The 25,601-nt window shown below is 66.3% G+C and carries 30 protein-coding genes; 11 read left to right on the forward strand and 19 right to left on the reverse strand.

What is annotated here, in order from left to right:
• The first annotated feature begins 26 nt into the window (after positions 1–26).
• A complete protein-coding gene (gene lplT, locus GH660_RS10040; protein WP_153146522.1) occupies positions 27–1,292 on the forward strand; it encodes a lysophospholipid transporter LplT in 1,266 nt (421 codons plus the stop codon).
• 9 nt (positions 1,293–1,301) lie between these two features.
• Here lplT and GH660_RS10045 read toward each other — a convergent pair whose 3' ends face one another.
• Genes GH660_RS10045 through GH660_RS17900 form a run of 4 tightly spaced genes read right to left on the reverse strand, consistent with a single transcriptional unit; the run spans position 1,302 to position 3,612 of the window.
• Positions 1,302–2,057 (reverse strand): uracil-DNA glycosylase family protein, encoded by a 756-nt coding sequence (locus tag GH660_RS10045; RefSeq protein ID WP_153146523.1) that lies wholly within the window; start codon positions 2,055–2,057, stop codon positions 1,302–1,304.
• Positions 2,054–2,509, reverse strand: coding sequence for a ribosomal protein S18-alanine N-acetyltransferase (gene rimI, locus GH660_RS10050; protein ID WP_368666114.1), 456 nt, complete (start codon positions 2,507–2,509; stop codon positions 2,054–2,056). Before rimI ends, GH660_RS10045 begins: the two co-directional genes overlap by 4 nt.
• Complete coding sequence (gene tsaB, locus GH660_RS10055) at positions 2,506–3,195, reverse strand: tRNA (adenosine(37)-N6)-threonylcarbamoyltransferase complex dimerization subunit type 1 TsaB (RefSeq protein WP_153146524.1); 690 nt, start codon at positions 3,193–3,195, stop codon at positions 2,506–2,508. Before tsaB ends, rimI begins: the two co-directional genes overlap by 4 nt.
• A 45-nt stretch (positions 3,196–3,240) precedes the next feature.
• Positions 3,241–3,612, reverse strand: a complete 372-nt coding sequence (locus GH660_RS17900) for a hypothetical protein (protein WP_194266284.1) — start codon at positions 3,610–3,612, stop codon at positions 3,241–3,243.
• A gap of 168 nt (positions 3,613–3,780) precedes the next feature.
• Between GH660_RS17900 and ompR the strand changes: the two genes are divergently transcribed.
• Both ompR and GH660_RS10070 read left to right on the forward strand, forming a co-directional pair.
• Positions 3,781–4,506: a two-component system response regulator OmpR gene (ompR, locus tag GH660_RS10065; RefSeq protein ID WP_153146525.1), complete on the forward strand. Its 726-nt coding sequence runs from the start codon at positions 3,781–3,783 to the stop codon at positions 4,504–4,506.
• The gene (locus GH660_RS10070; RefSeq protein WP_228276445.1) at positions 4,503–5,807 is read left to right on the forward strand and encodes an ATP-binding protein; all 1,305 of its coding nucleotides are present in this window, start codon (positions 4,503–4,505) and stop codon (positions 5,805–5,807) included. The genes ompR and GH660_RS10070 overlap by 4 nt, the downstream gene beginning before the upstream one ends.
• Here the strand turns inward: GH660_RS10070 and thpR are convergent.
• From thpR to ispD, 3 genes are read right to left on the reverse strand one after another with little or no spacing between them, the layout of a single operon-like run.
• Positions 5,804–6,373 (reverse strand): RNA 2',3'-cyclic phosphodiesterase, encoded by a 570-nt coding sequence (gene thpR / locus GH660_RS10075; protein ID WP_153146526.1) that lies wholly within the window; start codon positions 6,371–6,373, stop codon positions 5,804–5,806. The genes GH660_RS10070 and thpR overlap by 4 nt on opposite strands.
• Positions 6,363–6,845 carry a 2-C-methyl-D-erythritol 2,4-cyclodiphosphate synthase gene (ispF, locus tag GH660_RS10080; RefSeq protein WP_153146527.1) on the reverse strand — a complete coding sequence of 161 codons (483 nt, stop codon included), beginning with the start codon at positions 6,843–6,845 and terminating at the stop codon, positions 6,363–6,365. Before ispF ends, thpR begins: the two co-directional genes overlap by 11 nt.
• Positions 6,842–7,528 carry a 2-C-methyl-D-erythritol 4-phosphate cytidylyltransferase gene (gene ispD / locus GH660_RS10085; protein ID WP_153146528.1) on the reverse strand — a complete coding sequence of 229 codons (687 nt, stop codon included), beginning with the start codon at positions 7,526–7,528 and terminating at the stop codon, positions 6,842–6,844. Before ispD ends, ispF begins: the two co-directional genes overlap by 4 nt.
• 40 nt (positions 7,529–7,568) lie before the next feature.
• Between ispD and GH660_RS10090 the strand changes: the two genes are divergently transcribed.
• From GH660_RS10090 to amrS, 4 genes are read left to right on the forward strand one after another with little or no spacing between them, the layout of a single operon-like run.
• Positions 7,569–8,825, forward strand: coding sequence for an MgtC/SapB family protein (locus GH660_RS10090; RefSeq protein ID WP_153146529.1), 1,257 nt, complete (start codon positions 7,569–7,571; stop codon positions 8,823–8,825).
• Positions 8,826–8,835: 10 nt separating this feature from the next.
• A complete protein-coding gene (gene amrB, locus GH660_RS10095; RefSeq protein WP_153146530.1) occupies positions 8,836–9,636 on the forward strand; it encodes an AmmeMemoRadiSam system protein B in 801 nt (266 codons plus the stop codon).
• The gene (gene amrA / locus GH660_RS10100; RefSeq protein ID WP_153146531.1) at positions 9,629–10,180 is read left to right on the forward strand and encodes an AmmeMemoRadiSam system protein A; all 552 of its coding nucleotides are present in this window, start codon (positions 9,629–9,631) and stop codon (positions 10,178–10,180) included. The genes amrB and amrA overlap by 8 nt, the downstream gene beginning before the upstream one ends.
• Positions 10,177–11,271, forward strand: coding sequence for an AmmeMemoRadiSam system radical SAM enzyme (gene amrS, locus GH660_RS10105; RefSeq protein ID WP_194266285.1), 1,095 nt, complete (start codon positions 10,177–10,179; stop codon positions 11,269–11,271). Before amrA ends, amrS begins: the two co-directional genes overlap by 4 nt.
• Before the next feature lie 246 nt (positions 11,272–11,517).
• On the opposite strand, the gene GH660_RS10110 is transcribed toward amrS, so the two are convergent.
• Positions 11,518–12,162, reverse strand: coding sequence for a c-type cytochrome (locus GH660_RS10110; protein WP_228276446.1), 645 nt, complete (start codon positions 12,160–12,162; stop codon positions 11,518–11,520).
• Here GH660_RS10110 and GH660_RS18015 point away from each other — a divergent pair.
• Entirely contained in the window at positions 12,152–12,499 is a 348-nt protein-coding gene (locus GH660_RS18015; protein ID WP_228276447.1) for a hypothetical protein, read from the forward strand. The two genes, GH660_RS10110 and GH660_RS18015, sit on opposite strands and share 11 nt — an antisense overlap.
• A gap of 120 nt (positions 12,500–12,619) precedes the next feature.
• On the opposite strand, the gene GH660_RS10115 is transcribed toward GH660_RS18015, so the two are convergent.
• The gene (locus GH660_RS10115; protein ID WP_153146534.1) at positions 12,620–13,030 is read right to left on the reverse strand and encodes a DUF2784 domain-containing protein; all 411 of its coding nucleotides are present in this window, start codon (positions 13,028–13,030) and stop codon (positions 12,620–12,622) included.
• 132 nt (positions 13,031–13,162) lie between these two features.
• On the opposite strand from GH660_RS10115, the gene mfd reads away from it, so the two are divergent.
• Genes mfd through serB form a run of 3 tightly spaced genes read left to right on the forward strand, consistent with a single transcriptional unit; the run spans position 13,163 to position 18,520 of the window.
• Entirely contained in the window at positions 13,163–16,603 is a 3,441-nt protein-coding gene (mfd, locus tag GH660_RS10120; RefSeq protein WP_153146535.1) for a transcription-repair coupling factor, read from the forward strand.
• Complete coding sequence (locus tag GH660_RS10125) at positions 16,600–17,670, forward strand: 3-deoxy-7-phosphoheptulonate synthase (RefSeq protein ID WP_153146536.1); 1,071 nt, start codon at positions 16,600–16,602, stop codon at positions 17,668–17,670. Before mfd ends, GH660_RS10125 begins: the two co-directional genes overlap by 4 nt.
• A 10-nt stretch (positions 17,671–17,680) precedes the next feature.
• Positions 17,681–18,520 carry a phosphoserine phosphatase SerB gene (gene serB / locus GH660_RS10130; protein WP_153146537.1) on the forward strand — a complete coding sequence of 280 codons (840 nt, stop codon included), beginning with the start codon at positions 17,681–17,683 and terminating at the stop codon, positions 18,518–18,520.
• Between the two features lie 45 nt (positions 18,521–18,565).
• On the opposite strand, the gene GH660_RS10135 is transcribed toward serB, so the two are convergent.
• The 10 genes from GH660_RS10135 to iscR are packed head-to-tail and all read right to left on the reverse strand — an operon-like array spanning position 18,566 to position 25,567.
• Positions 18,566–18,961, reverse strand: coding sequence for a DUF2237 family protein (locus GH660_RS10135; RefSeq protein WP_153146538.1), 396 nt, complete (start codon positions 18,959–18,961; stop codon positions 18,566–18,568).
• A gap of 10 nt (positions 18,962–18,971) precedes the next feature.
• The gene (gene iscX, locus GH660_RS10140; protein ID WP_153146539.1) at positions 18,972–19,166 is read right to left on the reverse strand and encodes a Fe-S cluster assembly protein IscX; all 195 of its coding nucleotides are present in this window, start codon (positions 19,164–19,166) and stop codon (positions 18,972–18,974) included.
• Positions 19,163–19,507 (reverse strand): ISC system 2Fe-2S type ferredoxin, encoded by a 345-nt coding sequence (gene fdx / locus GH660_RS10145; RefSeq protein WP_153146540.1) that lies wholly within the window; start codon positions 19,505–19,507, stop codon positions 19,163–19,165. The genes iscX and fdx overlap by 4 nt, the downstream gene beginning before the upstream one ends.
• The gene (gene hscA, locus GH660_RS10150; protein ID WP_153146541.1) at positions 19,504–21,384 is read right to left on the reverse strand and encodes a Fe-S protein assembly chaperone HscA; all 1,881 of its coding nucleotides are present in this window, start codon (positions 21,382–21,384) and stop codon (positions 19,504–19,506) included. The genes fdx and hscA overlap by 4 nt, the downstream gene beginning before the upstream one ends.
• 2 nt (positions 21,385–21,386) lie before the next feature.
• Positions 21,387–21,914 (reverse strand): Fe-S protein assembly co-chaperone HscB, encoded by a 528-nt coding sequence (gene hscB, locus GH660_RS10155; RefSeq protein ID WP_153146542.1) that lies wholly within the window; start codon positions 21,912–21,914, stop codon positions 21,387–21,389.
• Entirely contained in the window at positions 21,914–22,237 is a 324-nt protein-coding gene (iscA, locus tag GH660_RS10160; protein ID WP_153146543.1) for an iron-sulfur cluster assembly protein IscA, read from the reverse strand. The genes hscB and iscA overlap by 1 nt, the downstream gene beginning before the upstream one ends.
• 2 nt (positions 22,238–22,239) lie before the next feature.
• Positions 22,240–22,623, reverse strand: a complete 384-nt coding sequence (iscU, locus tag GH660_RS10165; protein ID WP_153146544.1) for a Fe-S cluster assembly scaffold IscU — start codon at positions 22,621–22,623, stop codon at positions 22,240–22,242.
• Between the two features lie 21 nt (positions 22,624–22,644).
• Positions 22,645–23,856, reverse strand: a complete 1,212-nt coding sequence (locus tag GH660_RS10170; protein WP_153146545.1) for an IscS subfamily cysteine desulfurase — start codon at positions 23,854–23,856, stop codon at positions 22,645–22,647.
• A 38-nt stretch (positions 23,857–23,894) separates the two neighbouring features.
• Complete coding sequence (locus GH660_RS10175) at positions 23,895–25,052, reverse strand: cysteine desulfurase family protein (protein WP_153146546.1); 1,158 nt, start codon at positions 25,050–25,052, stop codon at positions 23,895–23,897.
• A gap of 8 nt (positions 25,053–25,060) precedes the next feature.
• On the reverse strand, positions 25,061–25,567 hold the full coding sequence (gene iscR / locus GH660_RS10180; RefSeq protein ID WP_153146547.1) for a Fe-S cluster assembly transcriptional regulator IscR: 507 nt from the start codon (positions 25,565–25,567) through the stop codon (positions 25,061–25,063).
• Positions 25,568–25,601 lie beyond the last annotated feature (34 nt).

Below are 25,601 nucleotides of genomic sequence, written 5' to 3' on the forward strand. Positions count from 1 at the left end.
AAAGTTATAACGAGACAACAGCCCAAGTGCCCTTCGGCTTCTACATCATCATGGCGGCGCAGTTTTTTTCCGCGCTGGCCGACAACGCCCTGTTGATAGCCGCCATCGCCGCCCTGCGCGAGATGCAGGCACCTGCCGAATACGAGCCGCTGCTCAAGACCTTCTTCACCGTCTCCTACGTCGTGCTCGCCGCCTTCGTCGGTGCCTTCGCCGACTCGATGCCCAAGTGGCGCGTCATGTTCATCAGCAACGCGATCAAGATCGTCGGCTGCGCGATGATGTTCTTCATGGTCCATCCGCTGCTCGCCTACGCCGTGGTCGGCCTCGGCGCCGCCGCCTATTCGCCGGCCAAGTACGGCATCCTGACTGAATACCTACCGCACCGCCTGCTGGTCGTCGCCAACGGCTGGATCGAGGGCCTGACGGTCGGTGCCATCATCCTCGGCGTGGTGGTCGGCGGCATGCTGATCAGGCCGGACATCGCCGGCGGCCTCCTTTCCTTCGACTTCCCGGTGATAGATACCGGCATCGACACGACCGGGGAAATGGCCATCGCCATCATCGGCCTCCTCTATCTCATCGCCTCCCTCTTCAATCTCTACATCCCGGATACCGGGGTCGACCACAAGCCGCTGAAGAAGAACCCGATCTACCTCGTCCACGAGTTCAACCACTGCCTGACCCTGCTCTGGCGCGACAAACTGGGGCAGATTTCGCTCGCGGTCACCACGCTGTTCTGGGGCGCCGGCGCCACGCTGCAATTCATCGTCATCAAGTGGTCCGAGGTATCGCTCGGGCTCGACCTCTCCAAATCGTCGATGCTGCAGGGTGTCGTCGCGGTCGGTGTGGCCCTCGGCGCGGTCGCCGCGGCCAAGTTCATCACCCTGCGCAAGTCGGTGCGCGTCATTCCGCTCGGCATCGCCATGGGCATCATCGTGCTGGTCATGAATTTCGTGCATGACATCCGGCTGGCCGTGCCGCTGCTGATCGTCATCGGTGCCCTGTCGGGCTTCTTCGTCGTGCCGATGAACGCCCTGCTCCAGCACCGCGGCCATATCCTGATGGGCGCCGGGCATTCGATCGCCGTCCAGAACTTCAACGAAAACCTGTCCATTCTGGTCATGACCGGGCTTTACTACGTCATGATCAAGAACGACGTCTCGATCTACGTCGTCGTCACCCTGTTCGGCCTATGCGTCAGCGGCCTGATGTACCTGATCCGCCGGCGCCACTTCGCCAACCAGCGCGAACAGGACGACGTCCGCCATCTCGACGACAGCGCGCACCACTGAGCTGCCGGCCTAAAACGGCAACCGGCTGCCGGCTGCCGTCGCCTCGCGCAGGCAGCGCCGGGCGAACAGCAGGTCTTCCCAGGCCTTGGCCTTTTCCGGCAGGTTGCGCAGCAGGTAGGCCGGGTGGTAGGTGACGACCACCGGGATGCCCTGGTACTCGAAACGCCGGCCGCGCAGCGAGGCCAGCGACTTGTCCTCGTGCAGCAATGCATGCACCGCCGCCTTGCCGAGCAGGACGATAATCTTCGGCCGCAGCAGCGCGATCTGGCGCTCCAGCCAGGGCCGGCAGGCGGCCATCTCGGCGGCTTCCGGCGTGCGGTTGCCGGGCGGCCGGCATTTGACGGCATTGCCGATGTAAACCCTGTTGCCGCGCGCCAGGTCGAGCGCCGCCAGCATGTTGTCGAGCAGCTTGCCGGCCTGGCCGACGAAGGGCTCGCCCTTGACGTCTTCCTCGGCGCCCGGGCCCTCGCCGACGAACAGCCAGTCCGGATGCAGGTCGCCGACGCCGAGCACCGCCTGCTTGCGCTGCTCGCAAAGCGGACAGGCCTGGCAGGCGGCGACCCGCGCGGCCAATTCCGGCCATTCCAGGGCGTCGACCGCAACCGATGCCGATGGCGCGGCGACGGCAGCCGGCGCCACGACTTCCGGCGGGCGGGGCGTCGTCTCCACGGCTTCAGCGGCCGGGGCGACGGTTTCCGCCTCGCGCAGGCGCCAGATCGGCGCAATGCCCATTTCGGCCAGCATCTGTTCGCGGGTCAGGCTCATTGCAGTTCCTTGTCGAAAACCAGCGCATCCTCGCGCCCAGCGGTAGCCGGATAATAGCCGCGCCGCAGCCCGATCCGGGCGAAGCCGAAGCGCTGGTAGAAGGCGATCGCCTGCCGGTTCGAGCACCGGACCTCCAGCAGCAGGCGCTGCGCCCCGCCGGCCCGCGCATCGTCGATCACCCGCTGCAGCAGGCGGGCGCCATGTCCCTGACCCTGATAGCGGCGATCGACGCCGATATTGAGCAGATGCGCCTCGTCGAGCACCGGCATGACGACGGCGAAGCCGATCAGGTCGCTGCCCGAGCGGCAGACCCGAACGTCGTGCCCGGCCAGCAGCGAGTCGGCGAAATTGCCGCGCGACCACGGGAATGCCTGCAGCGAGGCTTCGAGCGCCGTCACGGCATCGAGGTCGTCCGTCGTCATCGGCGCATGCACCGGCGGCGCGACGCTCACGCCTTGCCGCCTTCGCCGAGGCGCTCGCTGATCGTCTTGGCCACCTTGTTGCGGACGTACAGTGGCGCCGCCAGCGCCGGGTCGATCGCGGCGCCGTGCGCCAGATGTCCGGCCGCTAGGCGGGCGATCGCGGCGGCCTGCGGCAGCACCGCCGGTTGCAGGGCGTAGCCGGCATCCCGCAGGCGCCCGGCGAGCACGGGATAGGCCGCCAGCGCATTGCCGCAGGCGACCCAACCCGCGCCCGACGGCAATGCCAGCGTCTCCGGCGCGCCGAGGCTGATTTCGCCCTGCAGTTCGAGGCCGGTCGGGCGGCGCTCGTAGGCCGCCGCATAGACCTCGCCCATGCGTGCGTCGAGCAGGCTGAAGACCCTGGGCGCGCCTACCGTGGCCGCCATCGCTTCGAGCCCGCAGACCGGTACCACCGGCCGGTCGGCGGCGACCGCCAGCCCCTGCGCCACGCCGCACGCCACGCGCAGGCCGGTGAAGGCGCCGGGGCCGGCACCGAAGGCGATGGCGTCGAGTTGGCCGAAGGCGACGCCATGCGTTGCCATCAACTCGCGCACCAGCGGCAGCAGGGTTTCGGAATGCGGGCGCCCGGGCGGGCAGCAGCGCTCGCTGACGTCGCCGTCCAGCAACAGGGCGCAGGAACCGGAATCGGTGGAAGTTTCAAGGGCCAGTAATTTCATGCCCGGCATTTTACCGGAGCGGCCCGGTAGCCAGGCATGCGGCGTTCAGCGGCGCCCGCCGTGCTGGCCGCCGCCACCACCATAAGGATTCCCGCCTCCGTAGGGATTGCCCCCGCCATAGGGGTTGCCTCCCCCATACGGATTGCCGCCGCGCGGGGGGCCATAGCTGTCGCGCCGGCCGCGCATTTCGTCGCGCATGCGCTGGCGGTCGTCCTGCGGCATTCCCTGCCAGCCGTCGCGGCGACTCTCGCGGTAGCGCTGGCGGTCGTCCGGCGGCGCCTGCCGCCAGTAGTCGCGCATTTCCTGGCGCATCTGCCGGCGCTGGTCGGGCGGCATCTGCGCCGACGCGCTGCCGGCTAAGGCCGTCAGGGCAGTCAGTGCGACCAGCAGACGAGCGGCGATTCGCCACCTGAACATGTTCGACATCCTTTCATGGAGCATGGAGGCATTGTGCCCTGCTTTGCGGGAACGCCCTGCAACGGCGCCCCGGCGCTTTGTAACAACTTGTTTCGCCCGCCGGCGGCGAAAAAGCTTGTTACCATTGCCCCCCTGTCCCCCCGCAACCGCCGGATTATCCTTCGCCCCATGAACGACAGACAACACCGCCTGCTGGTCGTCGACGACGACAGCCGCCTGCGCGACCTGCTGGTCCGCTACCTGAGCGAACAGGGTTTCGAGGTCAAGGCCGTCGGCGATGCGCCGCAAATGGATCGCACGCGCGCACGCGACCATTTCGACCTGATCGTCCTCGACCTGATGCTGCCCGGCGAGGACGGCCTGTCGATCTGCCGCCGCCTGCGCGGCACCGGCGACACGACGCCGATCATCATGCTGACGGCCAAGGGCGAGGAGGTCGACCGCATCGTCGGCCTCGAAATGGGCGCCGACGACTACCTGCCCAAGCCCTTCAACCCGCGCGAACTGCTCGCCCGCATCCATGCCGTGCTGCGTCGCCAGAGCGCGCCGCCGCCCGGCGCGCCGGAAGCCGAGGAGGAAACGATCCGCTTCGGCAGCGTCGAGGTCGATCTCGCGGCGCGCAGCCTGAAGCGCGGCGACGAACAACTGCCGCTGACCACCGGCGAATTCGCCGTCCTCAAGGTGCTGCTCCAGCACCCGCGCCAGCCGCTGTCGCGCGACAAGCTGATGGCGCTGGCCCGCGGCCGCGAACAGGGGCCGTTCGACCGCGCCATCGACGTCCAGGTCTCGCGCCTGCGCAAGCTGATCGAGAGCGACCCAGCCCAGCCGCGCTACATCCAGACCGTCTGGGGTTTCGGTTACGTCTTCGTGCCGGATGGTGCCGAGCGGCAATGATTCCCCGCACGCTGCTGGCCCGCACCTTCCTGTTGCTGGCAGCCCTCGTCGTCCTGACCACCACCGCCTGGCTGAGCGTTTTCCGCTACATCGAGGCCGAGCCGCGCGCACGTGAAACGGCGCAGCTGGCGGCTTCCGCGGTCAACCTGATCCGCGCCGCCCTTTTCGCCGCAGCACCCGAAAAGCGCCTCGAACTGTTCAACGAACTGTCGACCCGCGAAGGCATCCGCCTGTTGCCGGCCGAGACCGAAGACCGCATCGAGCCGATGCCCGATTCGCGCTTCAACCAACTGATCCAGCGCGAGCTGGCCGCCCGCCTCGGGCCGCATACGCGGATCGCCGCCGAGGTGGACGGTGTCGCCGGCTTCTGGGTCAGCTTCCGCCTCGACGACCGCGAGGACGACGAATACTGGCTGATCCTGCCGCGCGAGCGGGCGATGCGCAGCATCGCCGGCCAGTGGCTGCTGTGGGGCCTGCTGGCGCTGGTTCTTGCGCTTGCCGTCGCCTGGCTGATCGCCTCGCGCATCAGCCGCCCGCTCAAGGCCATGGCGCGCTCGGCCAAGGCCGTCGGCCGCGGCCACCGGCCGGAACCGCTCCCGGAGACCGGCGCCGAGGAAATGCGGCTGCTGGCCGGCGCTTTCAACACCATGGCCAGCGATCTCGAGCGCAACGAAAGGGAGCGTTCGGAGGTGCTCGCCGGCATTTCGCACGACCTGCGCACCCCGCTCACCCGCCTGCGCCTGGAAGCCGAAATGAGCGTCGCCGACGATGCGGCGCGTCAGGCCGTCGTCGCCGACATCGAGCAGATGGAGGGGGTCATCGCGCAGTTCATGGACTACGCCCGCACCAATTTCGGCGAGGACCCGGTCGACACCGACCTCGGCGAACTGCTGGCCGGCATCGACGAACGACAGCGCCAGCTCGGCCGCCCGCTGAAGTTCGCCGCCGACCGCCTGCCGGTGCTGCCGCTGCGCCCGCGCGCCCTGACCCGCGCCATCGGCAACCTGATCGACAACGCCTGGAAATACGGCGGCGGCGAGCCGTCCCTCGCCGCCCTCCGTCAAGCGAACGAAATCTGGATCGAGGTTCGCGACCGCGGCCCCGGCATCCCGGTCGGCGAAACCGATCGCCTGAAGCGCCCGTTCACCCGGCTCGACAGCGCCCGCAGCAACGCCAGCGGCACCGGCCTCGGGCTGGCCATCGTCGAGCGCATCGCCCGCCTGCACGACGGTCGCCTCGACCTGCTGCCCAATCCCGGCGGCGGCCTGCTGGCGCGCCTGGTGATCGGCATCCGGAATTAGCTGAACTCGTTGCCGAGACGGAATTCGCCGATCGTCCGGTAGCTCGAACTCTGCCCGGACACGCTCGAACGCACCAGAACGAAGTTCGCGCAGCGCCAGGCGAGCGGCGCGAACGCCGGCAGGGGTGCGTCGGGCAGCGCGACCTTGCGTGCCAGCGTGACGTGCGGGCTGAACTTGCGGTCGCCGTCGGCCAGCTTGAAGCCGGCTGCGGTCAACGCTTCCCGCAGTGCCAAAACCAGTGCCGACAGCCCGGCGGGCGCCGCGCAACCCACCCAGAAGATGCGGTTGTGGTGCCAGATGCCGAGCCGGTCGAGCGTCAGGTCGAAGGCCTCGGCGCGCACGCTGGCCGCGGCCTGGTTCAGCGCCGGCAGGCGTTCGAGCGCAACGTCGCCGAGGAAGGCGAGCGTCAGGTGGATCGTTTCGCGCCGCGTCGCCCGTCCGCCGGCGCGGTTCGCGTGGTCTGCGGCGAGCGCCGCCAGTTGGTCGGCGACCGCCGGCGGCGGCCACAGGGCGAAGAAGACGCGCGCCGTCGCCGGCCGCGCAGCAGTCGGCCTGTCAGTCGGCACGCTCGACCAGGACCACAGCCTGCGCCTCGATCGCCTCCTGGCGGCCGAGGTAGCCGAGCTTCTCGTTGGTCTTGCCCTTGATGTTCACGCAATCAGGGGCAATCCCGAGGTCGACCGCGACGTTCGCCACCATCGCCGCCGCGTGCGGCGCCAGCTTGGGCTGCTGGGCGATCAGCGTCGCGTCGACATTGACCGGGCGCCAGCCGCATTCGGCCAGCAGGGCGACGGCGGCGCGCAGCAGGACGCGGCTGTCGGCGCCCTGGTAGCGCGGGTCGGTGTCCGGAAAATGGCGGCCGATGTCGCCGAGCGCGACGGCGCCGAGCAGCGCGTCGGTGATGGCGTGCAGCAGGGCGTCGGCATCGGAATGGCCGAGCAGCCCCGTTTCATGCGGGATTTCCACGCCGCCGAGAATCAGCTTGCGGCCGGCGACCAGCCGATGCACGTCGTAGCCCTGCCCGACCCGGAAATTCATTTGCGCCCCCTGAGTATCATCGCCGCCAGGACCAGGTCGGCCGGATAGGTTACCTTGAGATTGGTCGCGTCGCAGCGCACCAGGCGCGGCTGGCGGCCGAGCGCCTCGACGGCGCCGGCTTCGTCGGTCACCGCGCGGCATTTTTCCAGCGCCTCGCACAGCAGGCGGTAGCGGAACATCTGCGGCGTCTGCGCCTGCCACAGTCCGTCGCGCGGCTCGGTGGCGGCGACGCGCTGTTCGGCGTCGGCGCGCTTGAGCGTGTCGGCGACCGGCACGGCGAGGATGCCGCCGACCGGATCGTCCGCCAGGTCGGCGAACAGCGCGGCGAGCATGTCGCCGCTGAGGCAGGGCCGCGCGGCGTCATGCACCAGGATCCAGTCGTCGTCGGCGGCGACCATCGCCGCTGCCTGCAGGCCGTTGCTCACGCTGTCGGCGCGCGTCGGGCCGCCGCAGCGGACGGTTTCCAGCTTGGGGCCGAGTTCCGACCAGTCGTAGGTTCCCCACTCGGCGTCGTCCGGCGCCAGGACCACCCACACGCGGTCGATGTCCGGGCAGGCGACCAGCGCCGCCAGGGTATGGAAGATCAGCGGCCGGCCGAGCAGGCTCAGGTACTGTTTCGGCTTCTCGGCGCCGAAGCGCGAGCCGCTGCCGGCGGCGGGAACGATTGCGTAATGGCGTGGCATGGCTTAATTTTACTGAATAAAGCCTGGAGAGAGAGAACGCATGAGCTTCCTGGTTCCCGAGCTGGCCGAGCCGGTTCAGGCCTTTGGCACCGCCCTGGGCATCGGCCTGCTGGTCGGCATGGAGCGCGAGCGGCGGCCGGATTCGGCGGCCGGGCTGCGGACCTTCGCGCTGGTCGCCATGCTCGGCTGCCTGTTCGCGCTGCTCGGCGAGAAGACTGGCGGCCCGTGGGCGCTGGTCACCGGCCTGCTGGTCATCTCGCTGGCCATGGTCGCCTCCAACTTCTCGTCGCGCCAGGAAGAGCAGTACCGCGGTTTCACGTCCGAGGCGGCGATCATCGTCACCTACGGCCTGGGCGCCGCGGTCTGGTTCGGCTACGCGACGCTGGCCGTCATGCTGGCCATCACGACCACCGTGCTGCTCTATTTCAAGGCCGAGTTGCGCAACATCAGCGACCGCATGACGCCGCGCGACATCAACTCGACCCTGCAGTTCGCGGTGCTCTCGCTGGTCATCCTGCCGATCCTGCCGAGCCAGGATTTCGGTCCCTTCAACGCGATCAATCCACGCCAGATCTGGTGGATGGTGGTGCTGATCTCCGGCCTCGCGCTGGCCGGCTACATGGCGCTGCGCATCATCGGCGCCCGCCATGGCGCGGCGGTGCTCGGCATTTTCGGCGGTCTGGCGTCGTCGACCGCAACGACCATGATGTTCTCGCGCCACGCCAGCGACCATCCCGACCTGGTGCGCATGGCCGGCATCGTCATCCTGATCGCCAACGTCATGGTGATGATCCGCCTCGGGCTGGTCGCCGGCGTCGTCGCGCCGACGCTGGTCGCCCCGATCGCAACCGTCTTCGCCTGCGGCATCGTGCCCGGCGTGGCAATGGCGCTCTACGGCTGGAAGATCCTCAGCGCCGCCGGCGAACTGCCGATGCCGGAAGTCAAGAACCCGACCGAACTGCGCATCGCCGTCTCGTTCGGCCTGCTCTACGCCATCGTCCTGCTCGCTTCGGCCTGGCTGCAGGACATCGCCGGCAACAAGGGGCTCTACATCGTCGCGCTGGCCTCCGGCCTGACCGACGCCGACGCCAGCGTGCTGTCCACGCTGCGCCTCTACAACCTCGAAACAGTCCCGCGCGGCGAGGCCGTCATCGCCGTGACGCTGGCGCTGATGTCCAACCTGATGTTCAAGATCGGGTTGGTCGTCAGCATCGGCGGCGGCCGACTGGCGCGCCATACCCTGCCCGGCCTGCTCGCCATCGGCGGCGGCATGGCACTCGGACTGTTGCTCGTCTAAGGAGTCGATCATGATCCCGACCCGTCCCCCAGCCGTCGCCGGCGCCTTTTACCCGGGCAGCCCGGGCGTCCTGTCCGCCACCGTCGACCGCCTGCTGGCCGCGGCGCCCGCCGCCGACATGGCGCAGCCGAAGGCGCTGATCGTGCCCCATGCCGGCTATATTTATTCCGGTTCCACCGCCGCCATGGCCTACGCGGCGCTGGCGCCGTGGCGGAACAGCATCCGCCGCGTCGTCCTGCTCGGCCCGACGCATCGCGTCGCGGTCGACGGCCTCGCGCTGCCCGAAACCGATGCCTTCGCGACGCCGCTCGGCAGCGTCCCGCTCGACCGGCCGGCGATCGCCGCGCTGGCCAGGCTGCCGCAGATCGTCTTCAGCGACCGGGTGCACGCCGACGAACATTCGCTGGAAGTCCACCTGCCCTTCCTGCAGCGCGCGCTCGACGACTTCACGCTGGTCCCGCTCGCCGTCGGCCACGCCGCCCCGCAGGCCGTCGCCGAAGTGCTCGACCTACTGTGGGGCGGGCCGGAAACGCTGATCGTCATCAGTTCCGATCTATCGCACTTCCTCACCTACGCCGCCGCCAACCAGGTCGACCGCGACACCTGCGCCCACATCCTGCAACTCGACACCCACATCCGCCCCGAACAGGCCTGCGGCGCCTACCCGGTCAACGGCCTGCTGCTCGCCGCCCGCCAGCGCGGCCTGGTGCCGCACCTGATCCACCGCTGCAATTCGGGCGACACCGCCGGCGACAAACAACGCGTTGTCGGTTACGCCGCTTTCAGCTTCACGGAGGCGAGCGATGCCTGACCTCGGCACCACCCTGCTGACGCTGGCCCGCAACGCCATCGCCGCCCGCTTCGGCCTGCCCGCCGCGCCGGTTGCGGTCGACCTGCCGGAACTGGCAAAAATGGGCGCCACCTTCGTCACCCTTACCCAACACGGCGACCTGCGCGGCTGCATCGGCAGCCTCGAAGCCTGGCGCCCGCTGATGCAGGACGTCCAGGAAAACGCCCGCAGCGCCGCCTTCCGCGACCCGCGCTTCGAACCGCTGAGCGCCGACGAATGGCCGCTCACCCGCGTCGAGGTCTCGCTGCTGACACCGCCGGAACCGCTGGTATTTCGCGACGAGGCCGACGCCCTCGCCCGGCTGCGCCCGAACATCGACGGCGTGATTTTCCTGGCCGGCAACCGGCGCGCCACCTTTCTGCCGCAAGTCTGGGAACAATTGCCTGAACCCGCCGGATTCATGGCCCGTCTAAAGCAGAAGGCGGGGCTGCAGGCCGGCTACTGGGGGCCTGATGTCCGCCTCGAACGCTACACCGTCAGGAAATGGAAGGAGGCGGCGCCATGACCGCGAGCGAAACCCTCCACCCCGGTCGCTGGTGGCACGCCCTGCCCGACGGCCGCGTGCAATGCGACCTCTGCCCGCGCGACTGCAAGCTGCACGAAGGCCAGCGCGGCGCCTGCTTCGTGCGCCAGATGGTCAATGGCGCCATGCAGCTCACCACCTACGGCCGCTCATCGGGCTTCTGCATCGACCCCATCGAGAAGAAGCCGCTCAACCATTTCTACCCCGGCAGCAGCATCCTCTCCTTCGGCACCGCCGGCTGCAACCTCGCCTGCCGTTTCTGCCAGAACTGGGATATTTCCAAGTCGAAGGACATGGACCGCCTGATGGACGAGGCCAGCCCGCAAGCCATCGCCGCCGCCGCCAAACGCTACGGCGCCGACGCCGTCGCCTACACCTACAACGACCCGGTCATCTTCGCCGAATACGCCATCGACACCGCGCTCGCCTGCCGCGAACAGGGCATCCGCAACGTCGCCGTCACCGCCGGCTACATCTACCGCGAACCGGCGCGCGAACTGTTCGCCGTCATGGACGCCGCCAACGTCGACCTCAAGGCCTTCACCGAGGAGTTCTACCACAAGCTCTGCGTCGGCCACCTGCAGCCGGTGCTCGACACGCTCGCCTACATCCATCACGAAACCGACTGCTGGCTGGAGATCACCACCCTGCTGATCCCCGGCCAGAACGACGGCGCGCCTGAGATCAACGAACTGGCCACCTGGGTCTACAAGGAACTCGGCCCCGACGTGCCGCTCCACTTCACCGCCTTCCACCCCGACTGGAAGATGGACGACCTGCCGCCGACGCCACCCGCCACCCTCACCCAAGCCCGCCGCATCGCTCTCGACGCCGGCCTCCACCACGTCTTCACCGGCAACGTCCACGACAGCGAAGGCGGCACCACCTTCTGCCCGAACTGCAAGGCCGCGCTGATCGTTCGCGACTGGTACGACATCCGCCGCTACGACCTCGACCCCGAGGGCCGCTGCCCGCACTGCCAGACCGCCATCGCCGGCCGCTTCGGCAAGGTGCTCGGGCGCGACGGCCATGCCCTCGGGCCGCGGCGGATTCCGGTGCATCTGGGCGCATAAGGCGCGGTTTTGGTTTTTGCCCTTTTTCTGTGGTCGACCGCGACAGGGTGCAACCCGATGCTACCCAAAATGATCCGGCTATCGCAAAACGGAGGCGTTATGAAACGATGGTTTGACTTCGCCGTGCTCGTTTTTGCGCTATCCAGTAGCGCATTTTCCGCCGTTGCAGCCAGCGACATTGTCCTGATTGCGGAATACACAGGGCCTGCCCTCCAGTTGCCGTGAGCATCCCTACGCTCCCGGCAATCAGCGGCGCTTGGCTTGCGCGTCCGGCTTGCCCCCGGCAAACACCGGCCGTGGCTGATGCGCCACATAATCGGCCACGTCGATGGCATCCTGATCGCTCAAGGAATCCGGCTGGCCCATCGGCATCTTGCTTTTGATGAAAGCCGCCGCCGTTTCGGTTCGTGCCATGCCGGCGCCCGTGTTGTACGACTGCTTGCCCCAAACGGGCGGGAATACATAGCCACCGCTGCCATCCGGTGTGCCCGCCCCTTGCAGGCCGTGACAACTGGCGCATTTCGCTACGTAGATCGTCGCCCCGCGCGCCCGATCCGGTTTCAGCGAAGGATCCACCTGCCCCATGCCGCGCCCGGCCACCTGACTGCCGACCGGCACACCGGTGGACAGCCAGCGGATGTACATCAGCATCGCATTCATTTCCTTCGCATCCCAGGCCAGCGGATGGCCGTTCATCGAGCGCTCGAAACAATCGTTGATCCGCGTCTGCAAGGAAATCACCCGGCCATCGCGCGCGTTGTACATCGGGAAAAGCGCCGTCAGCCCGACATACGGGCCGGCATTCGCCTGCGTTCCCCCGGCGATATGGCAACTCGAACAGTTCAGCCCATTGCCCACGTTGCGTGGCAACTGCTTGCGCGTGTCGTTCATCAACTGCCTGCCCAAACGAATGGCATCCCCCTCCGGGCCGGCGGGAATCGTGCTTTCCGCCGGCACGACCAACGGCACATCCGCCGCTGTGACAGTCGGACTGGCGACCAGCCCGACAACTAAACAAAAGACAGGCAGCGCGGGGAACAAACAGTGGATTTTCAAGGGATTCTCCTTGTTTGACTTTGGAGCCGATCCGCCATCGGATTGGCAGATTTTAGCCATGATGAACCGGCCGGGGATGGACTTTTCCGGCGTTGGCGACCCAAGAGCGAACAAAGGCGGTCTGAGCCGCCTTCGCCGCGCTTCCGAAAACGATCAGAACTCGTCCTTTTGACGTCGAAGTGCATTTTGGTCTGGCTCAGGCGGCTTGACTGTTGCCAAAACAGGAAGCGGTTTTTGCCATATTTTGGGTGTCGACCGCGACAGGGCAACACTTGATCCGAGCCAAACCCCTTTAATCCCGATGACGGCGCCGGCGCGGCGGGAAGCGCCACCACGCGGCCGCCACCAGCAGCCCGAACAACGTGTAGGCCACGACGAACGCCCAGGCCGGGGCGTCGTAATAGAGCAGACATTGCAGCCAGTATTCAATGAAACTGCCTTCGTAGGTCGTTGCCCGCGCCTGGGCGCGCAGCCACATTTCGAGCGTTGTCAGCGGACAGGTCGCGCCCAGCCAGGCCTCGGCGACGACGACGGCGATGGTGGCGAGATGGACACGCCTGAACCACGGGGCGTTGACCCAGCGCCAGCCAAACAGGTTGCCGACGATGACGAGAACGAGGCCGCCGACCACGAACACGACGATGGCGACGTGCAGCGCGAGCACGGCATCAGCGAGTAAGCGATAGGAAAGCAGGTCGTTCATGCGCAATGCCAGAATTCATGAGCCGGATACCCGTTCAAGTATTTCATCGCGGTCTCCGGCCTGCAAGGGCGTGCCTCGGGCAACCGGCGCGAAGCGGCTATAATCGTCGCCCCACCTCGCTTCCTCCCCGCCGTGTCACTGCCCCGCACCCTGCTTTCCCTCCCTGCCCTGCCCAAGCCCGGTGCCCGCATCGACCTGCCATCTCTGGCCGGGTCCGCCGATGCGCTGGCGCTGGCCGAACTGGCCGGCCGGAACAAGGGGCGCACGCTGGCCGTCGTCACCGCCAGCGCCTCCGACGCGCAGCGGCTGCTGGATGAAATCCCGTGGTTTGCGCCCGGCCTCAAGGTGCGTCTGCTGCCGGACTGGGAAACGCTACCCTACGATCACTTTTCGCCGCATCAGGATCTGGTTTCCGAGCGCCTGGCCACGCTGTGGGCCGCGCTGCAGGGCGAGGTGGAAATCCTCCTCGTGCCGGCGTCGACCGCAGTCAATCGGCTGGCGCCGCCGGAATTCATGGCGGCCTACACCTTCGAGTTCAAAAAGGGCCAGAAGCTCGACGCCGAGAAGTTCCGCAGCCAGGTGACGCTGGCCGGCTACGCCCACGTCACGCAGGTGGTGTCGCCCGGCGAATACTCGGTCCGCGGCGGGCTGATCGACCTCTTCCCGATGGGGTCGCAATTGCCCTACCGGCTCGACTTGTTCGACGACGAGATCGAGAGCATCAAGACCTTCGACGTCGATACCCAGCGCACCGTTTACCCGGTGCCGGAGGTGCGCCTGCTGCCGGCGCGCGAGTTTCCGATGGACGACAAGGGGCGGACGCATTTTCGCCAGGCCTTCCGCGAACGATTCGAGGGCGATCCGGCGAAATCGGGCATCTACAAGGACATTTCGACCGGCATCGCCAGCGTCGGCATCGAGTATTACCTGCCGCTGTTCTTCGACGAAACGGCGAGCATTTTCGACTACCTGCCGAACGACGCGGTCTTCGTCACCCACGGCGACGCGCCGGCTGCCATCGCCGCCTTCTGGGCCGACACCCGCTCGCGCTACAACTTGCTGCAGGGCGACAAGGCGCGGCCGCTACTGGCACCGGAAGAGCTGTTCCTGACCGACGAAGCGTTTTTCACGGCCGCCAAGGGTTACGGTCGACTGGCCATGGCGGGCAAAAATGGTGAAGCGACCGGAAAACTGCCCAATATCGCCGTCGACCGCAGGAGCGACGACCCGCTCGGCGCGCTGAAAAACCACCTCGCCGGCTTCCCGGGCCGCGTCCTGCTGGTGGCCGAAACCGCCGGCCGCCGCGAAACGCTGGCCGCAATGTTCGCCGAACACGGCCTGAAACCCGTCGCCAGCGTCGATCTGGCCGGCTTTCTGGCGAGCGATGCCAGGCTGGCGCTCGGCATCGGCCCGCTGCACGGCGGTTTCGCGCTGGACGATCTGGCTTTCATCACCGAAACCGAACTGTTCGCCGGCACGCCGCGCCGCACCCGGCGCGAGGCGGCCAAAAAGGCCACCTTCGACAACTGGCTGAAGGATCTCACCGAACTCAAGGTCGGCGACCCGGTGGTGCATGAAAGCCACGGCATCGGGCGCTATCGCGGCCTGGTGCGCATGGATCTCGGCCTCGGCGAGCAGGAATTCCTCGAACTGCATTACGCCAACGACGCCAAGCTATTCGTGCCGGTGGCGCAACTGCACGTCATCTCGCGCTACTCCGGCGCCGATCCGGATGCCGCACCGCTGCACACGCTCGGCTCCGGGCAATGGGAAAAGGCCAAGCGCAAGGCGGCCGAGCAGGCGCGCGACACCGCCGCCGAACTGCTCGCGCTGTACGCCGCGCGCGCCGCCCGCCAGGGCCACGCCTTCGCCTTCAAGGAAAGCGACTACGAGGCCTTCGCCGACGGTTTCGGCTTCGAGGAAACCAACGACCAGGCGCAGGCCATCGCCGCCGTTATCGAAGACATGCGCTCGGGCAAGCCGATGGATCGGCTGGTGTGCGGCGACGTCGGCTTCGGCAAGACCGAAGTCGCGCTGCGCGCCGCCTTCTGTGCGGTGGCTGGCGGCAAGCAGGTGGCCGTGCTGTGCCCGACCACCCTGCTCTGCGAACAGCATTACCAGACCTTCGCCGACCGCTTCGCCGACTGGCCGGTCAAGATCGCCGAAATTTCCCGCTTCAAGACCGCCAAGGAGTCGGCGCAGGCCCTGCAGGAACTGGCCGAAGGCAAGATCGACATCATCATCGGCACGCACAAGCTGATCGGCAAGGATGTGAAGTTCAACCGTCTCGGCCTCGTCGTCATCGACGAGGAACACCGCTTCGGCGTCCGGCAGAAGGAGACGCTCAAATCGATGCGCGCCGAGGTCGACGTGCTGACCCTGACCGCGACGCCGATCCCGCGCACGCTGGCGATGAGCATGGAAGGCCTGCGCGACTTCTCGGTGATCGCCACCGCGCCGCAGAAACGCCTGGCGATCAAGACCTTCGTTTCCCGTTTCTCCGACGGCATCATCCGCGAAGCCGTGCTGCGCGAACTCAAGCGCGGCGGCCAGGTGTATTTCCTGCACAACGAGGTCGACACGATCGACAACATGCGTGAAAAGCTCGAAAAACTGGTGCCGGAAGCGCGTATCGTCATCGGCCACGGCCAGATGAACGAGCGCGAGCTGGAGCGCGTCATGCGCGACTTCACCGGCCAGCGCGCCAACCTGCTGCTGTGCACGACCATCATCGAAACCGGCATCGACAACCCGCACGCCAACACCATCCTGATCAACCGTTCCGAGAAATTCGGCCTCGCCCAGTTGCATCAGCTGCGCGGCCGTGTCGGCCGTTCGCACCACCAGGCCTACGCCTACCTGCTGGTGCAGGACGAGAAGGCGATGACCAAGCAGGCGAAACAGCGCCTGGAAGCGATCCAGATGATGGAAGAGCTCGGCTCCGGCTTCTTCCTCGCCATGCACGACCTGGAAATCCGCGGCGCCGGCGAAGTGCTGGGCGACAACCAGTCGGGCGAGATGCAGGAAGTCGGCTTCAACCTGTTCACAGACATGCTCAACCGGGCGGTGGCCGCGCTCAAGCAGGGCAAGCACCTCGAAGCCGGCGACCTCACGCAGCCGCTCGGCATCGGCACCGAAATCAACCTGCGCACGCCGGCCCTGCTGCCCGACGGCTATTGCCCGGACGTCCACGAACGCCTGACCCTCTACAAGCGCCTCGCCAACTGCGAAAGCGCCGAAGACATCGACGCCTTGCAGGAAGAACTGATCGACCGTTTCGGCGAACCGCCCCTGCAGGCGCAATCGCTGCTCGCCACGCATCGCCTGCGCCTGCTGGTCAAGCCGCTGTTGGTGCAGAAGCTGGATGCCACCAACGACCAGATCTCCCTGCAGTTCGGCCCCGAGTTCGCGAAGAATCCGCCTATCGAGCCGATCAGGATCATCAATTTGATTCAGAAGAACCGCAGCTATAAGCTGGCCGGACAGGATAAAATTTCACTTTTACGCCATTGCCCGACCCTGAACGACAAGGTCGCCGCAGTGAAGGACATGATTCGCGAGCTGACCAAATGACCCAGAAACTCGAAAACATCAACGTAACCGCGTTCGACGCCATGCCGACCCCGGCCGAGGTGCATGGCCGCCTGCCGCTCTCCGAAAAGGCCGCCAGGACGGTAAGCCATGAGCGCAACCTGCTGCGCAAGGTCCTCGACCGCAAGGACCACCGCCTGTTCGTCGTCGTCGGCCCCTGCTCGATCCACGACCCGGTGGCCGGCCTCGACTATGCCCGTCGCCTGAAAAAGCTGGCCGACGAAGTTGGCGACACGCTACAGATCATCATGCGCGTCTATTTCGAGAAACCCCGGACCACCGTCGGCTGGAAGGGTTATATCAACGATCCGTTCATGGACGATTCCTTCCAGGTCAATATCGGCATGGAGAAAGCCCGTGAGTTCCTGCTCCAGGTCAACGAACTCGGCCTGCCTGCCGGTACCGAGGCGCTCGACCCATACGGCCCGCAGTACTACGGCGACCTGATCACCTGGACCGCCATCGGCGCTCGCACCACCGAATCGCAGACGCATCGCGAAATGTCCTCCGGTCTGTCCACCCCGGTCGGCTTCAAGAACGCCACCAGCGGCGACCTGACGGTTGCCACCAATGCCGTCCTGTCGGCCTCGCGTCCGCACTCGTTCCTCGGTCTCAACAACGACGGCCGCGTCGCCATCGTGCGCACCGCCGGCAACGCTTACGGCCACGTCGTGCTGCGCGGCGGCGACGGCAAGCCGAACTACGACACAGTTTCAGTCGCCGTCGCCGAACAGGCCATGGTCAAAGCCAAGCTGCCGGCCAACCTGGTCGTCGACTGCTCGCACGCCAACAGTTCAAAGAAACCGGAACTGCAACCCCTGGTCATGGCCGACGTGGTCAACCAAATCCGCAACGGCAACAAGTCGCTGCTCGGCGTCATGATCGAATCCAACATCGAAGCCGGCAATCAGCCCATTCCGGCCGACCTCAGCCAGCTAAAGTACGGCTGCTCGGTCACCGACGGCTGCGTCGACTGGGAAACCACCGAAAAGATGATTCGCGACGCCGCCGTGCTGCTGCGCGACGTGCTGCCGGAACGGCTGGGCTGATTCCCCGGCAATGAATCTGGTCATCCAGGGCGGCGCGCTGCCCACCTTCCTGCTCGAACGCATTCTGGCCGCCACCGGCGCGTCGACCGCAACGCCCTGCCCGCCGCAGGTCGTACGCGTCGCCGATGCCGTTCGCACGCCGGAATTCGACGCGCTGATCCCGCTGATCGACGCCGAAAGGCTCGACTGGGCCTTCGTCGAAGCCGGCAGGAAACTTTCGGATTTCGGCCTGATCGCCTTCGACATGGATTCGACGCTGATCACCATCGAATGTATCGACGAGCTGGCTGATTTCGCCGGCAAGAAGACCGAAGTCTCGGCCGTGACCGAAGCCGCGATGCGCGGCGAGATCGACTACCGCGAAAGCCTGCGCCGCCGGCTGGGCCTGCTCGGCGGGCTCGATGCCCGGGTGCTGGCGCGCGTCTATGGCGAGCGCCTGCTGCTTTCGCCGGGCGCCCGCGAGTTGCTGGAAGCGGCGCAAAATGCCGGCCTGCGCACCGCCATCCTGTCCGGCGGCTTCACCTATTTCACCGAGCGCCTGCGCATCGAGCTCGGCTTCGACTTCGCCACCTCGAACGAACTGGAAATCTCCGGCGGCAAGCTGACCGGCCGCGTCGTCGGCGACATCGTCGATGCCGCCGCCAAGGCCCATCACCTGGCCCGCCTGACCGACGAGCTGGGTTTGCACAAAAATCAGGTCATTGCCTGCGGCGACGGCGCCAACGACCTGCTGATGATGGCCCAGGCCGGGCTTTCGGTCGCCTTCCGCGCCAAGCCGGCGACCCGCGCCAAGGCAGATGTCGCGATCAATTTCGGCGGACTGGATTCGCTGCTCAACCTGTTCGACTGAAAATCGCCGTTTTTCAGCGGTCGACCGCAGCAGGCGGTAGCGGCTTCAGTGCAGGTCGACGGCGAACTGCTTGAGCGCTTCCAGCGGCACGATTTCCAGCGCCAACTGGTTGGTGGCGTTGAGCGACACCTGCGGCGCCTTGCCAGCCTTGTAGGCTTCCAGCCAGCGCGCCGCGCACAGGCACCAGCGCTGGCCGGGCTGCAGGCCGGGGAAGTCGAATTCAGGGCGCGGCGTCGACAGATCGTTGCCGCGCGCCTTTGAAAACTCCAGGAACTCGGCGGTCAGCACCACGCAGACGGTATGGCTGCCGAAATCCTCATCCGCTGTATTGCAGCAGCCGTCGCGGAAAAAGCCGGTCAGCGGGCGGTCGGAGCAGGTCAGCAACGGGCCGCCGAGAACGTTGAGCTGGCTGCCGCGCCCGGGAAAATCGCGGGTTTTCATACGCCGCTCGTCACGAAACCTCGTCGATCCAGGCCTGCTGGATGGCTTCCAGGATCTTCTCGCCGCAGTGCTTGGGGTCGTCGTCGAAGTCCGGCAGTGCCATCACCCAGTCGCGCAGGTCTACGAAGTTGACCTTGAGCGGATCGGTATCCGGGCGCGCATCGCTCAGTTCGATGGCGATGTCGTTGATGTCGGTCCATTTCATTTGCGGTGGCCCTCCTTCGCCATGTTGATGCTGTACTTCGGAATTTCGACCACCAGCGGGGTCGACCGCACCAGGGCCTGGCAGCCGAGACGGGAGTTCGGCTCCAGCCCCCAGGCCTTGTCGAGCAGGTCCTCTTCCTCGTCTTCGGCGGGGTCGAGCGAATTGAAGCCCTCGCGCACGATGACATGGCAGGTCGTGCAGGCGCAGGACATCTCGCAGGCGTGTTCGAGCTCGATGCCGTTTTCCAGCAGGTTTTCGCAGATCGACTTGCCCTCTTCCGCCTCGATCACGGCGCCGTCAGGACAGTTCTCCACGTGCGGCAGCACGATGATTTGCGTCATGCCTCTTCTCCCATCTTGATGTCGTCGACCTTGCGGCCCGACAGCACTTTCTTGATGCTCTGGTCCATGCGGCGATGGGCGAAAGCCTGCGTTTCGTAGCCGAGGTCATCCATGGCGATGTTGATCAGGCGGCGGTTGTCGCCGGCCATCGTTTCGCGCAGTTTGCCGATGGTGGCGACGATCTTCGCCATTTCGGCTTCGCTGAGCAGGTGCGGATCTTCCTTGAGCGCCGCCTCGGTCGCCTCGATCATGCGCAGCGCCTCGACCTGCGCTTCCTTGAGCGCCCGGTTCATCGCGTCGTCCCGGGCGTGTTCCATCGAATCCTTGAGCATGCCGGCGATTTCGTCGTCGGACAGGCCGTAGGACGGCTTGACGGTAACGCTGGCCTCGACGCCGGTGGTCTGCTCGCGCGCCGCCACCGACAGCAGGCCGTCGGCATCGACCTGGAAGGTGACGCGGATGCGCGCGGCACCGGCCACCATCGGCGGAATGCCGCGCAGCTCGAAGCGCGCCAGCGAACGGCAGTCGGACACCAACTCGCGTTCGCCCTGGACGACGTGGATCGCCATCGCCGTCTGGCCGTCCTTGAAGGTGGTGAATTCCTGGGCGCGCGCGGTCGGGATCGTCGCGTTGCGCGGGATGACCTTCTCGGTCAGGCCGCCCATGGTTTCCAGTCCGAGCGACAGCGGAATGACGTCGAGCAGCAGCCAGTCGTCCTTGCCGGTCTTGTTGCCGACCAGCAGGTTGGCCTGGGTGGCGGCGCCGAGTGCGACCACCTTGTCCGGGTCGAGGTTGGTCAGCGGTTCCTGGCGGAAGAAATCGCCGACCGCCTTCTGCACCTGCGGCATGCGCGTCGCGCCGCCGACCATGACGACGCCCTTGACGTCCTCGGCGCGCAGGCCGGCGTCGCGCAAGGCCTTCTTGACCGGCTGGATGGTCTTCGAAATGAGCGTCTGGGTGATGCCGGCAAAAGTGGCGACATCGAGCTTGAGATCGACCATTTCGCCGGTGGACAGACGGGCGGTGATCGGCGCTTCCGGATTGTTGGTCAGGAATTCCTTGGCCTCGCGGCAGCGCATCATCAGCAGCCGTCCGTCCTCCGGCGACAGCGGCTGCAGCCTGGCTTGCTCGATGACCCAGCAGAAGATGCGGTGGTCGAAGTCGTCGCCGCCGAGCGCCGAATCGCCGCCGGTGGACATCACTTCGAAGACACCCTTGGTCAGCTTGAGAATGGAAATGTCGAAAGTGCCGCCGCCCAGGTCGTAGACCGCATAGACGCCCTCCGCCGCGTTGTCCAGCCCGTAGGCGATGGCGGCAGCGGTCGGTTCGTTGAGCAGGCGCAGGACGTTGAGGCCGGCCAGCCGGGCGGCATCCTTGGTGGCCTGGCGCTGCGCGTCGTCGAAATAGGCGGGCACGGTGATGACGGCGCCGACGAGGTCGCCGCCGAGCGCCGATTCGCCGCGCAGCTTCAGGCTCTTCAGGATTTCGGCGGACACCTCGACCGGGCTTTTCACCCCGGCCACGGTCCGGACCTTGACCATGCCCGGCGCCTCGACGAAGTCGTAGGGCATCGATTCGACGTGCGAAATATCCTTCAGCCCGCGCCCCATGAAGCGCTTGACCGAAACGATGGTGTTGCGCGGGTCCACCGCCTGCCGGGTCTGCGCGTCGTAGCCCACGTCGACGGTGCCGTCGGCGCGGTAGCGGACGATCGACGGCAGCAGCGGCCGCCCCTGCTCGTCGTTCAGGCAGACCGCGATGCCGCTGCGCACGGTGGCGACCAGCGAATTGGTGGTGCCGAGGTCGATGCCGATCGCCAGCTTGTGCTCGTGGGGTGCCGCCGACTCGCCCGGCTCGGCAATTTGAAACAAGGCCATTTTTATTCTTCCAGCGACGCCAGCGCGTCGTCGATTTCGTGCAGGAGTTTTTCGAGGAACATCAGGCGGCGGACGCGATCGGTCGCCTGCGCGTGGTCGCCAGCGTCATCGAGCAGTTCGCCGAGTTCGGCGTAGCGACCGTTGATGTCGCCGCGCAGGCGGTTGTGCAGATGTTCGAGTTCGTGATGGTCGCCGCCGTTGCGAGCATCCATCACCGCTTCCCGCCATTCCATCTGCTCCATCAGGAAATCGGCCGGCATGGCAGTGTTGCTTTCCGCCTGGATGTCGTGCCCGGCCAGGTGCAGCAGATATTTCGCCCGTTCCAGCGGCTTCTTCAGCGTCTGGTAGGCCTCGTTGGCATGCGTCGCCCATTGCATCGACACCCGGCGTTCGGCTTCGCCGGCATCGGCGAAGCGGTCGGGATGCACCCGCGCCTGGATGTCGCGGTAGCGGGAATCGAGGTCGGAGAGATCGAGCCGGAAGCCACGGTTCAATCCGAACAAGGCGAAGTGGTCGGCCCGGAGATCCATCAGACGTTAAACGATTCGCCGCAGCCGCACTGGTCTTTCACGTTCGGGTTGTTGAACTTGAAACCTTCGTTCAGGCCTTCGCGGGCGAAATCGAGTTCCATCCCGTCGAGATAGGGCAGGCTCTTGGCGTCGACGAAGACCTTGACGCCGTTACTCTCGAACACCAGATCCTCGGGGCTCACCTCGTCGACAAACTCCAGCTTGTAGGCCATGCCGGAACAGCCGCTGGTCCGTACGCCGAGGCGCAGGCCGATGCCCTTGCCACGCTTGGTCAGGTAGTTGGCGACGTGCTTCGCCGCCTTGTCGCTCAAGGTAACGCCCATGCTCATTCTCCGTGCTTCTTCTTGTAGTCGGCCACGGCCGCCTTGATGGCGTCCTCGGCCAGAATCGAACAGTGAATTTTAACCGGCGGCAGCGCCAGTTCCTCGGCGATTTCCGTATTTTTGATGCTCAGGGCCTGATCGACCGTCTTGCCCTTGACCCATTCGGTCACCAGCGACGACGAGGCGATGGCCGAGCCGCAACCATAGGTCTTGAACTTGGCATCCTCGATCACACCGGACTTGTTCACCTTGATCTGCAGCTTCATCACGTCGCCGCAAGCGGGGGCGCCAACCATGCCGGTACCAACGCCGTCGTCTTCCTTGCCGAAGGAACCGACGTTGCGCGGGTTTTCATAATGATCAATGACTTTTACGCTATAGCTCATGTTGTTTCTCCTTGAATTTCCTTAGTGCGCAGCCCATTGGACGGTACTGAGATCGACGCCTTCCTGCACCATTTCCCACAGCGGCGAAAGTTCGCGCAACTTGCCAACTTTCGCATGCAACAATTTGATTGCATAATCGATTTCCTCCTCCGTCGTGAAGCGGCCGATGCTGAAGCGGATCGAACTGTGCGCCAATTCGTCGTCCCGCCCCAGGGCGCGCAGCACGTAGGACGGCTCCAGGCTGGCCGAGGTGCAGGCCGAGCCGGACGACACCGCCAGATCCTTGATCGCCATGATCATCGATTCACCCTCGACGTAGGCGAAGCTGATGTTGAGATTGTGCGCCACGCGATGGGTCAGGTCACCATTGACATAGGTCGCCTCGATATCCTGAAGTCCATTCAGAAGTTTGTCACGCAAGGCCTTGATACGCTTGTTTTCTTCGGCCATTTCTTCCTTGGCGATGCGGAAGGCCTCGCCCATGCCGACGATCTGGTGCGTCGCCAGCGTGCCGGAGCGGAAGCCGCGCTCGTGGCCGCCACCGTGCATCTGCGCCTCGAGGCGGACGCGCGGCTTGCGGCGCACGTAGAGCGCGCCGATGCCCTTCGGGCCGTAGGTCTTGTGCGCCGAGAAGCTCATCAGGTCGACCTTGAGCTTGCTCAAGTCGATGTCGACCTTGCCGGTGGCCTGCGCCGCATCGACGTGGAAGATGATGCCCTTGTCGCGGCAGATTTCGCCCAGCTCGGCGATCGGCTGGATGACGCCGATTTCGTTATTGACGAACATCACCGAGGCCAGCACGGTATCGGGACGGATGGCCGCCTTGAAGACTTCCAGGTCGAGCAGGCCGTTGTCCTGGACGTCGAGATAGGTCGCCTCGAACCCTTGGCGCTCCATTTCGCGCACGGTATCAAGCACGGCCTTGTGCTCGGTCTTGACCGTGATGATGTGCTTGCCCTTGGTGCCGGCGTAGAAGTTGGCGGCGCCCTTGATGGCGAGATTGTTGGACTCGGTGGCGCCGGAGGTCCAGACGATTTCCTTGGGATCGGCATTGACCAGTTCAGCGACCTGCTCGCGCGCCTCCTCGACCGCCGCGTCGGCGACCCAGCCGAAGCTGTGCGAACGCGAGGCCGGATTGCCGAACAGCTCGCACAGGTAGGGAATCATTTTTTCCGCGACGCGCGGATCGACCGGGGTGGTTGCCGAATAGTCCAGGTAGATGGGGAGTTTCATCTCGTTTCTCGCTTAAATGTTGATGCTATCGGATTGTTTCAGACGGCCACCGCCGTCAGTCCCTGCAGGCGTCCGACCGTAACCCGCAGGGCATTGATGAATTCGTCGATGTCGGCTTCCGTGTTGCCGGCGCCGAGGCTGACCCGCACCGCACCGCGCGCCACTTCCGGCACCACGCCCATGGCCCGCAACACATGCGACGGCTCGGGGTTGGCGCTCGAACACGCCGCACCGCTGGCCACCGCGAAGCCTGCGCGATCCAGCTTGCCGACCAGCGTTTCGCCATCGATATCCAGCAGGGCGAAGTAGGTCGTGTTGGGCAGGCGCTCGGCGCCGGCCCCGAAAATCCTCACCCCCTGCCCCGCCAGCCCGCTTTCCAGACGCTGCTGCAGCGCCCTCAGGCGATGCGGCAGTTCGGCAACGCGCCGGGCGGCAAGTTCCGCCGCCACGCCGAAGCCGACGATGGCCGGCACGTTTTCGGTGCCCGAGCGCAGGCCGCGCTCATGCCCGCCGCCGGCAATCAGCGGCTGCAGTTCGACCCGCTTGTCGACCACGAGCGCCGCGGCACCCTTCGGCCCGTAGGCCTTGTGCGCGGAAACGGTGATGGCATGGACGCCGGCCGCATTCAGCGCCCGGAAATCGAGCGGCAGCTTGCCCAGCGCCTGCACGGCGTCGCTGTGGAACCAGCCGCCGGTCGCCCGGGCAGCCGTCGCCAGCGCCGGAACGTCCTGCACGACGCCGGTTTCGTTGTTGGCCAGCATGATCGACAGCAGCTTCGGGTGCGCCGCGACAACTTCGGCGAAATCCGCGAAATCGGCCCTTCCGGCAGCGTCGACCGCAACCGTCCGCACCTGCCAGCCGCTGCGCGCCAACTGGGCCGCCGGCTTGAGGATGCACGGGTGCTCGACGGCGCTGACCGCCAGCAGGCCCGGCTTGAGGGTAGCCGCGGCGCCCTTGAGAAAGAGATTGTTGGCCTCGCTGCCGCCGCTGGTGAATACCACCTCGGTCGGGTGCGCATTGACCGCCGCCGCCACCTGCTGCCGCGCCTCGTCGATCGCCCGGCGCGCTGCGCGCCCGTACTCGTGGCGGCTCGAGGCGTTGCCGTAGCGGCTTTCCAGCCACGGCAGCATGGTCGCCAGCACCGTCGGGTCGAGCGGCGTCGTGGCGTTGTGATCGAGATAGGCGGGCTGGAACATGGCGCAGCTCAGACGACGGCGGCCACCTTGTCGCGCGTGTTGCGCGGCCGCGGATGCGGGCCGGCCCGCCGGTCTTCGAGAACCGTTGCGGCACCATTCTGCGCTTCCTTCTCCCGCTGGCGGGCGACGAGGTCGGCGAGCGAAACCGAAGAAAGGTAGTCGTACATCTTGGCATTCAGGGTCGACCACAGGTCGTGCGTCATGCAGCGATGCTCGTCCTGGCAGTTCTCGCGGCCGCCGCACTGGGTCGCGTCGAGCGGCTCGTCGACGGCGCGGATGATGTCGGCCACCGTGACCATGGCCAGCGGCCGCGCGATGCAGTAGCCGCCGCCCGGCCCGCGCACGCTATCGACCAGCTTGAAGCGGCGCAGCTTGCCGAACAGTTGTTCGAGATAGGACAGGGAAATCTTCTGCCGCTCGCTGACGCCGGCCAGCGCCACCGGTCCGTCGTCGCCGCGCAGGGCGAGGTCCATCATGGCGGTGACCGCGAATCGTCCTTTGGTGGTGAGGCGCATTCCGTACTCCTGACAAATAACCTACTGTTGCGGT

This window comes from Dechloromonas sp. H13, from assembly GCF_009469615.1.
Lineage (GTDB): Bacteria > Pseudomonadota > Gammaproteobacteria > Burkholderiales > Rhodocyclaceae > Azonexus.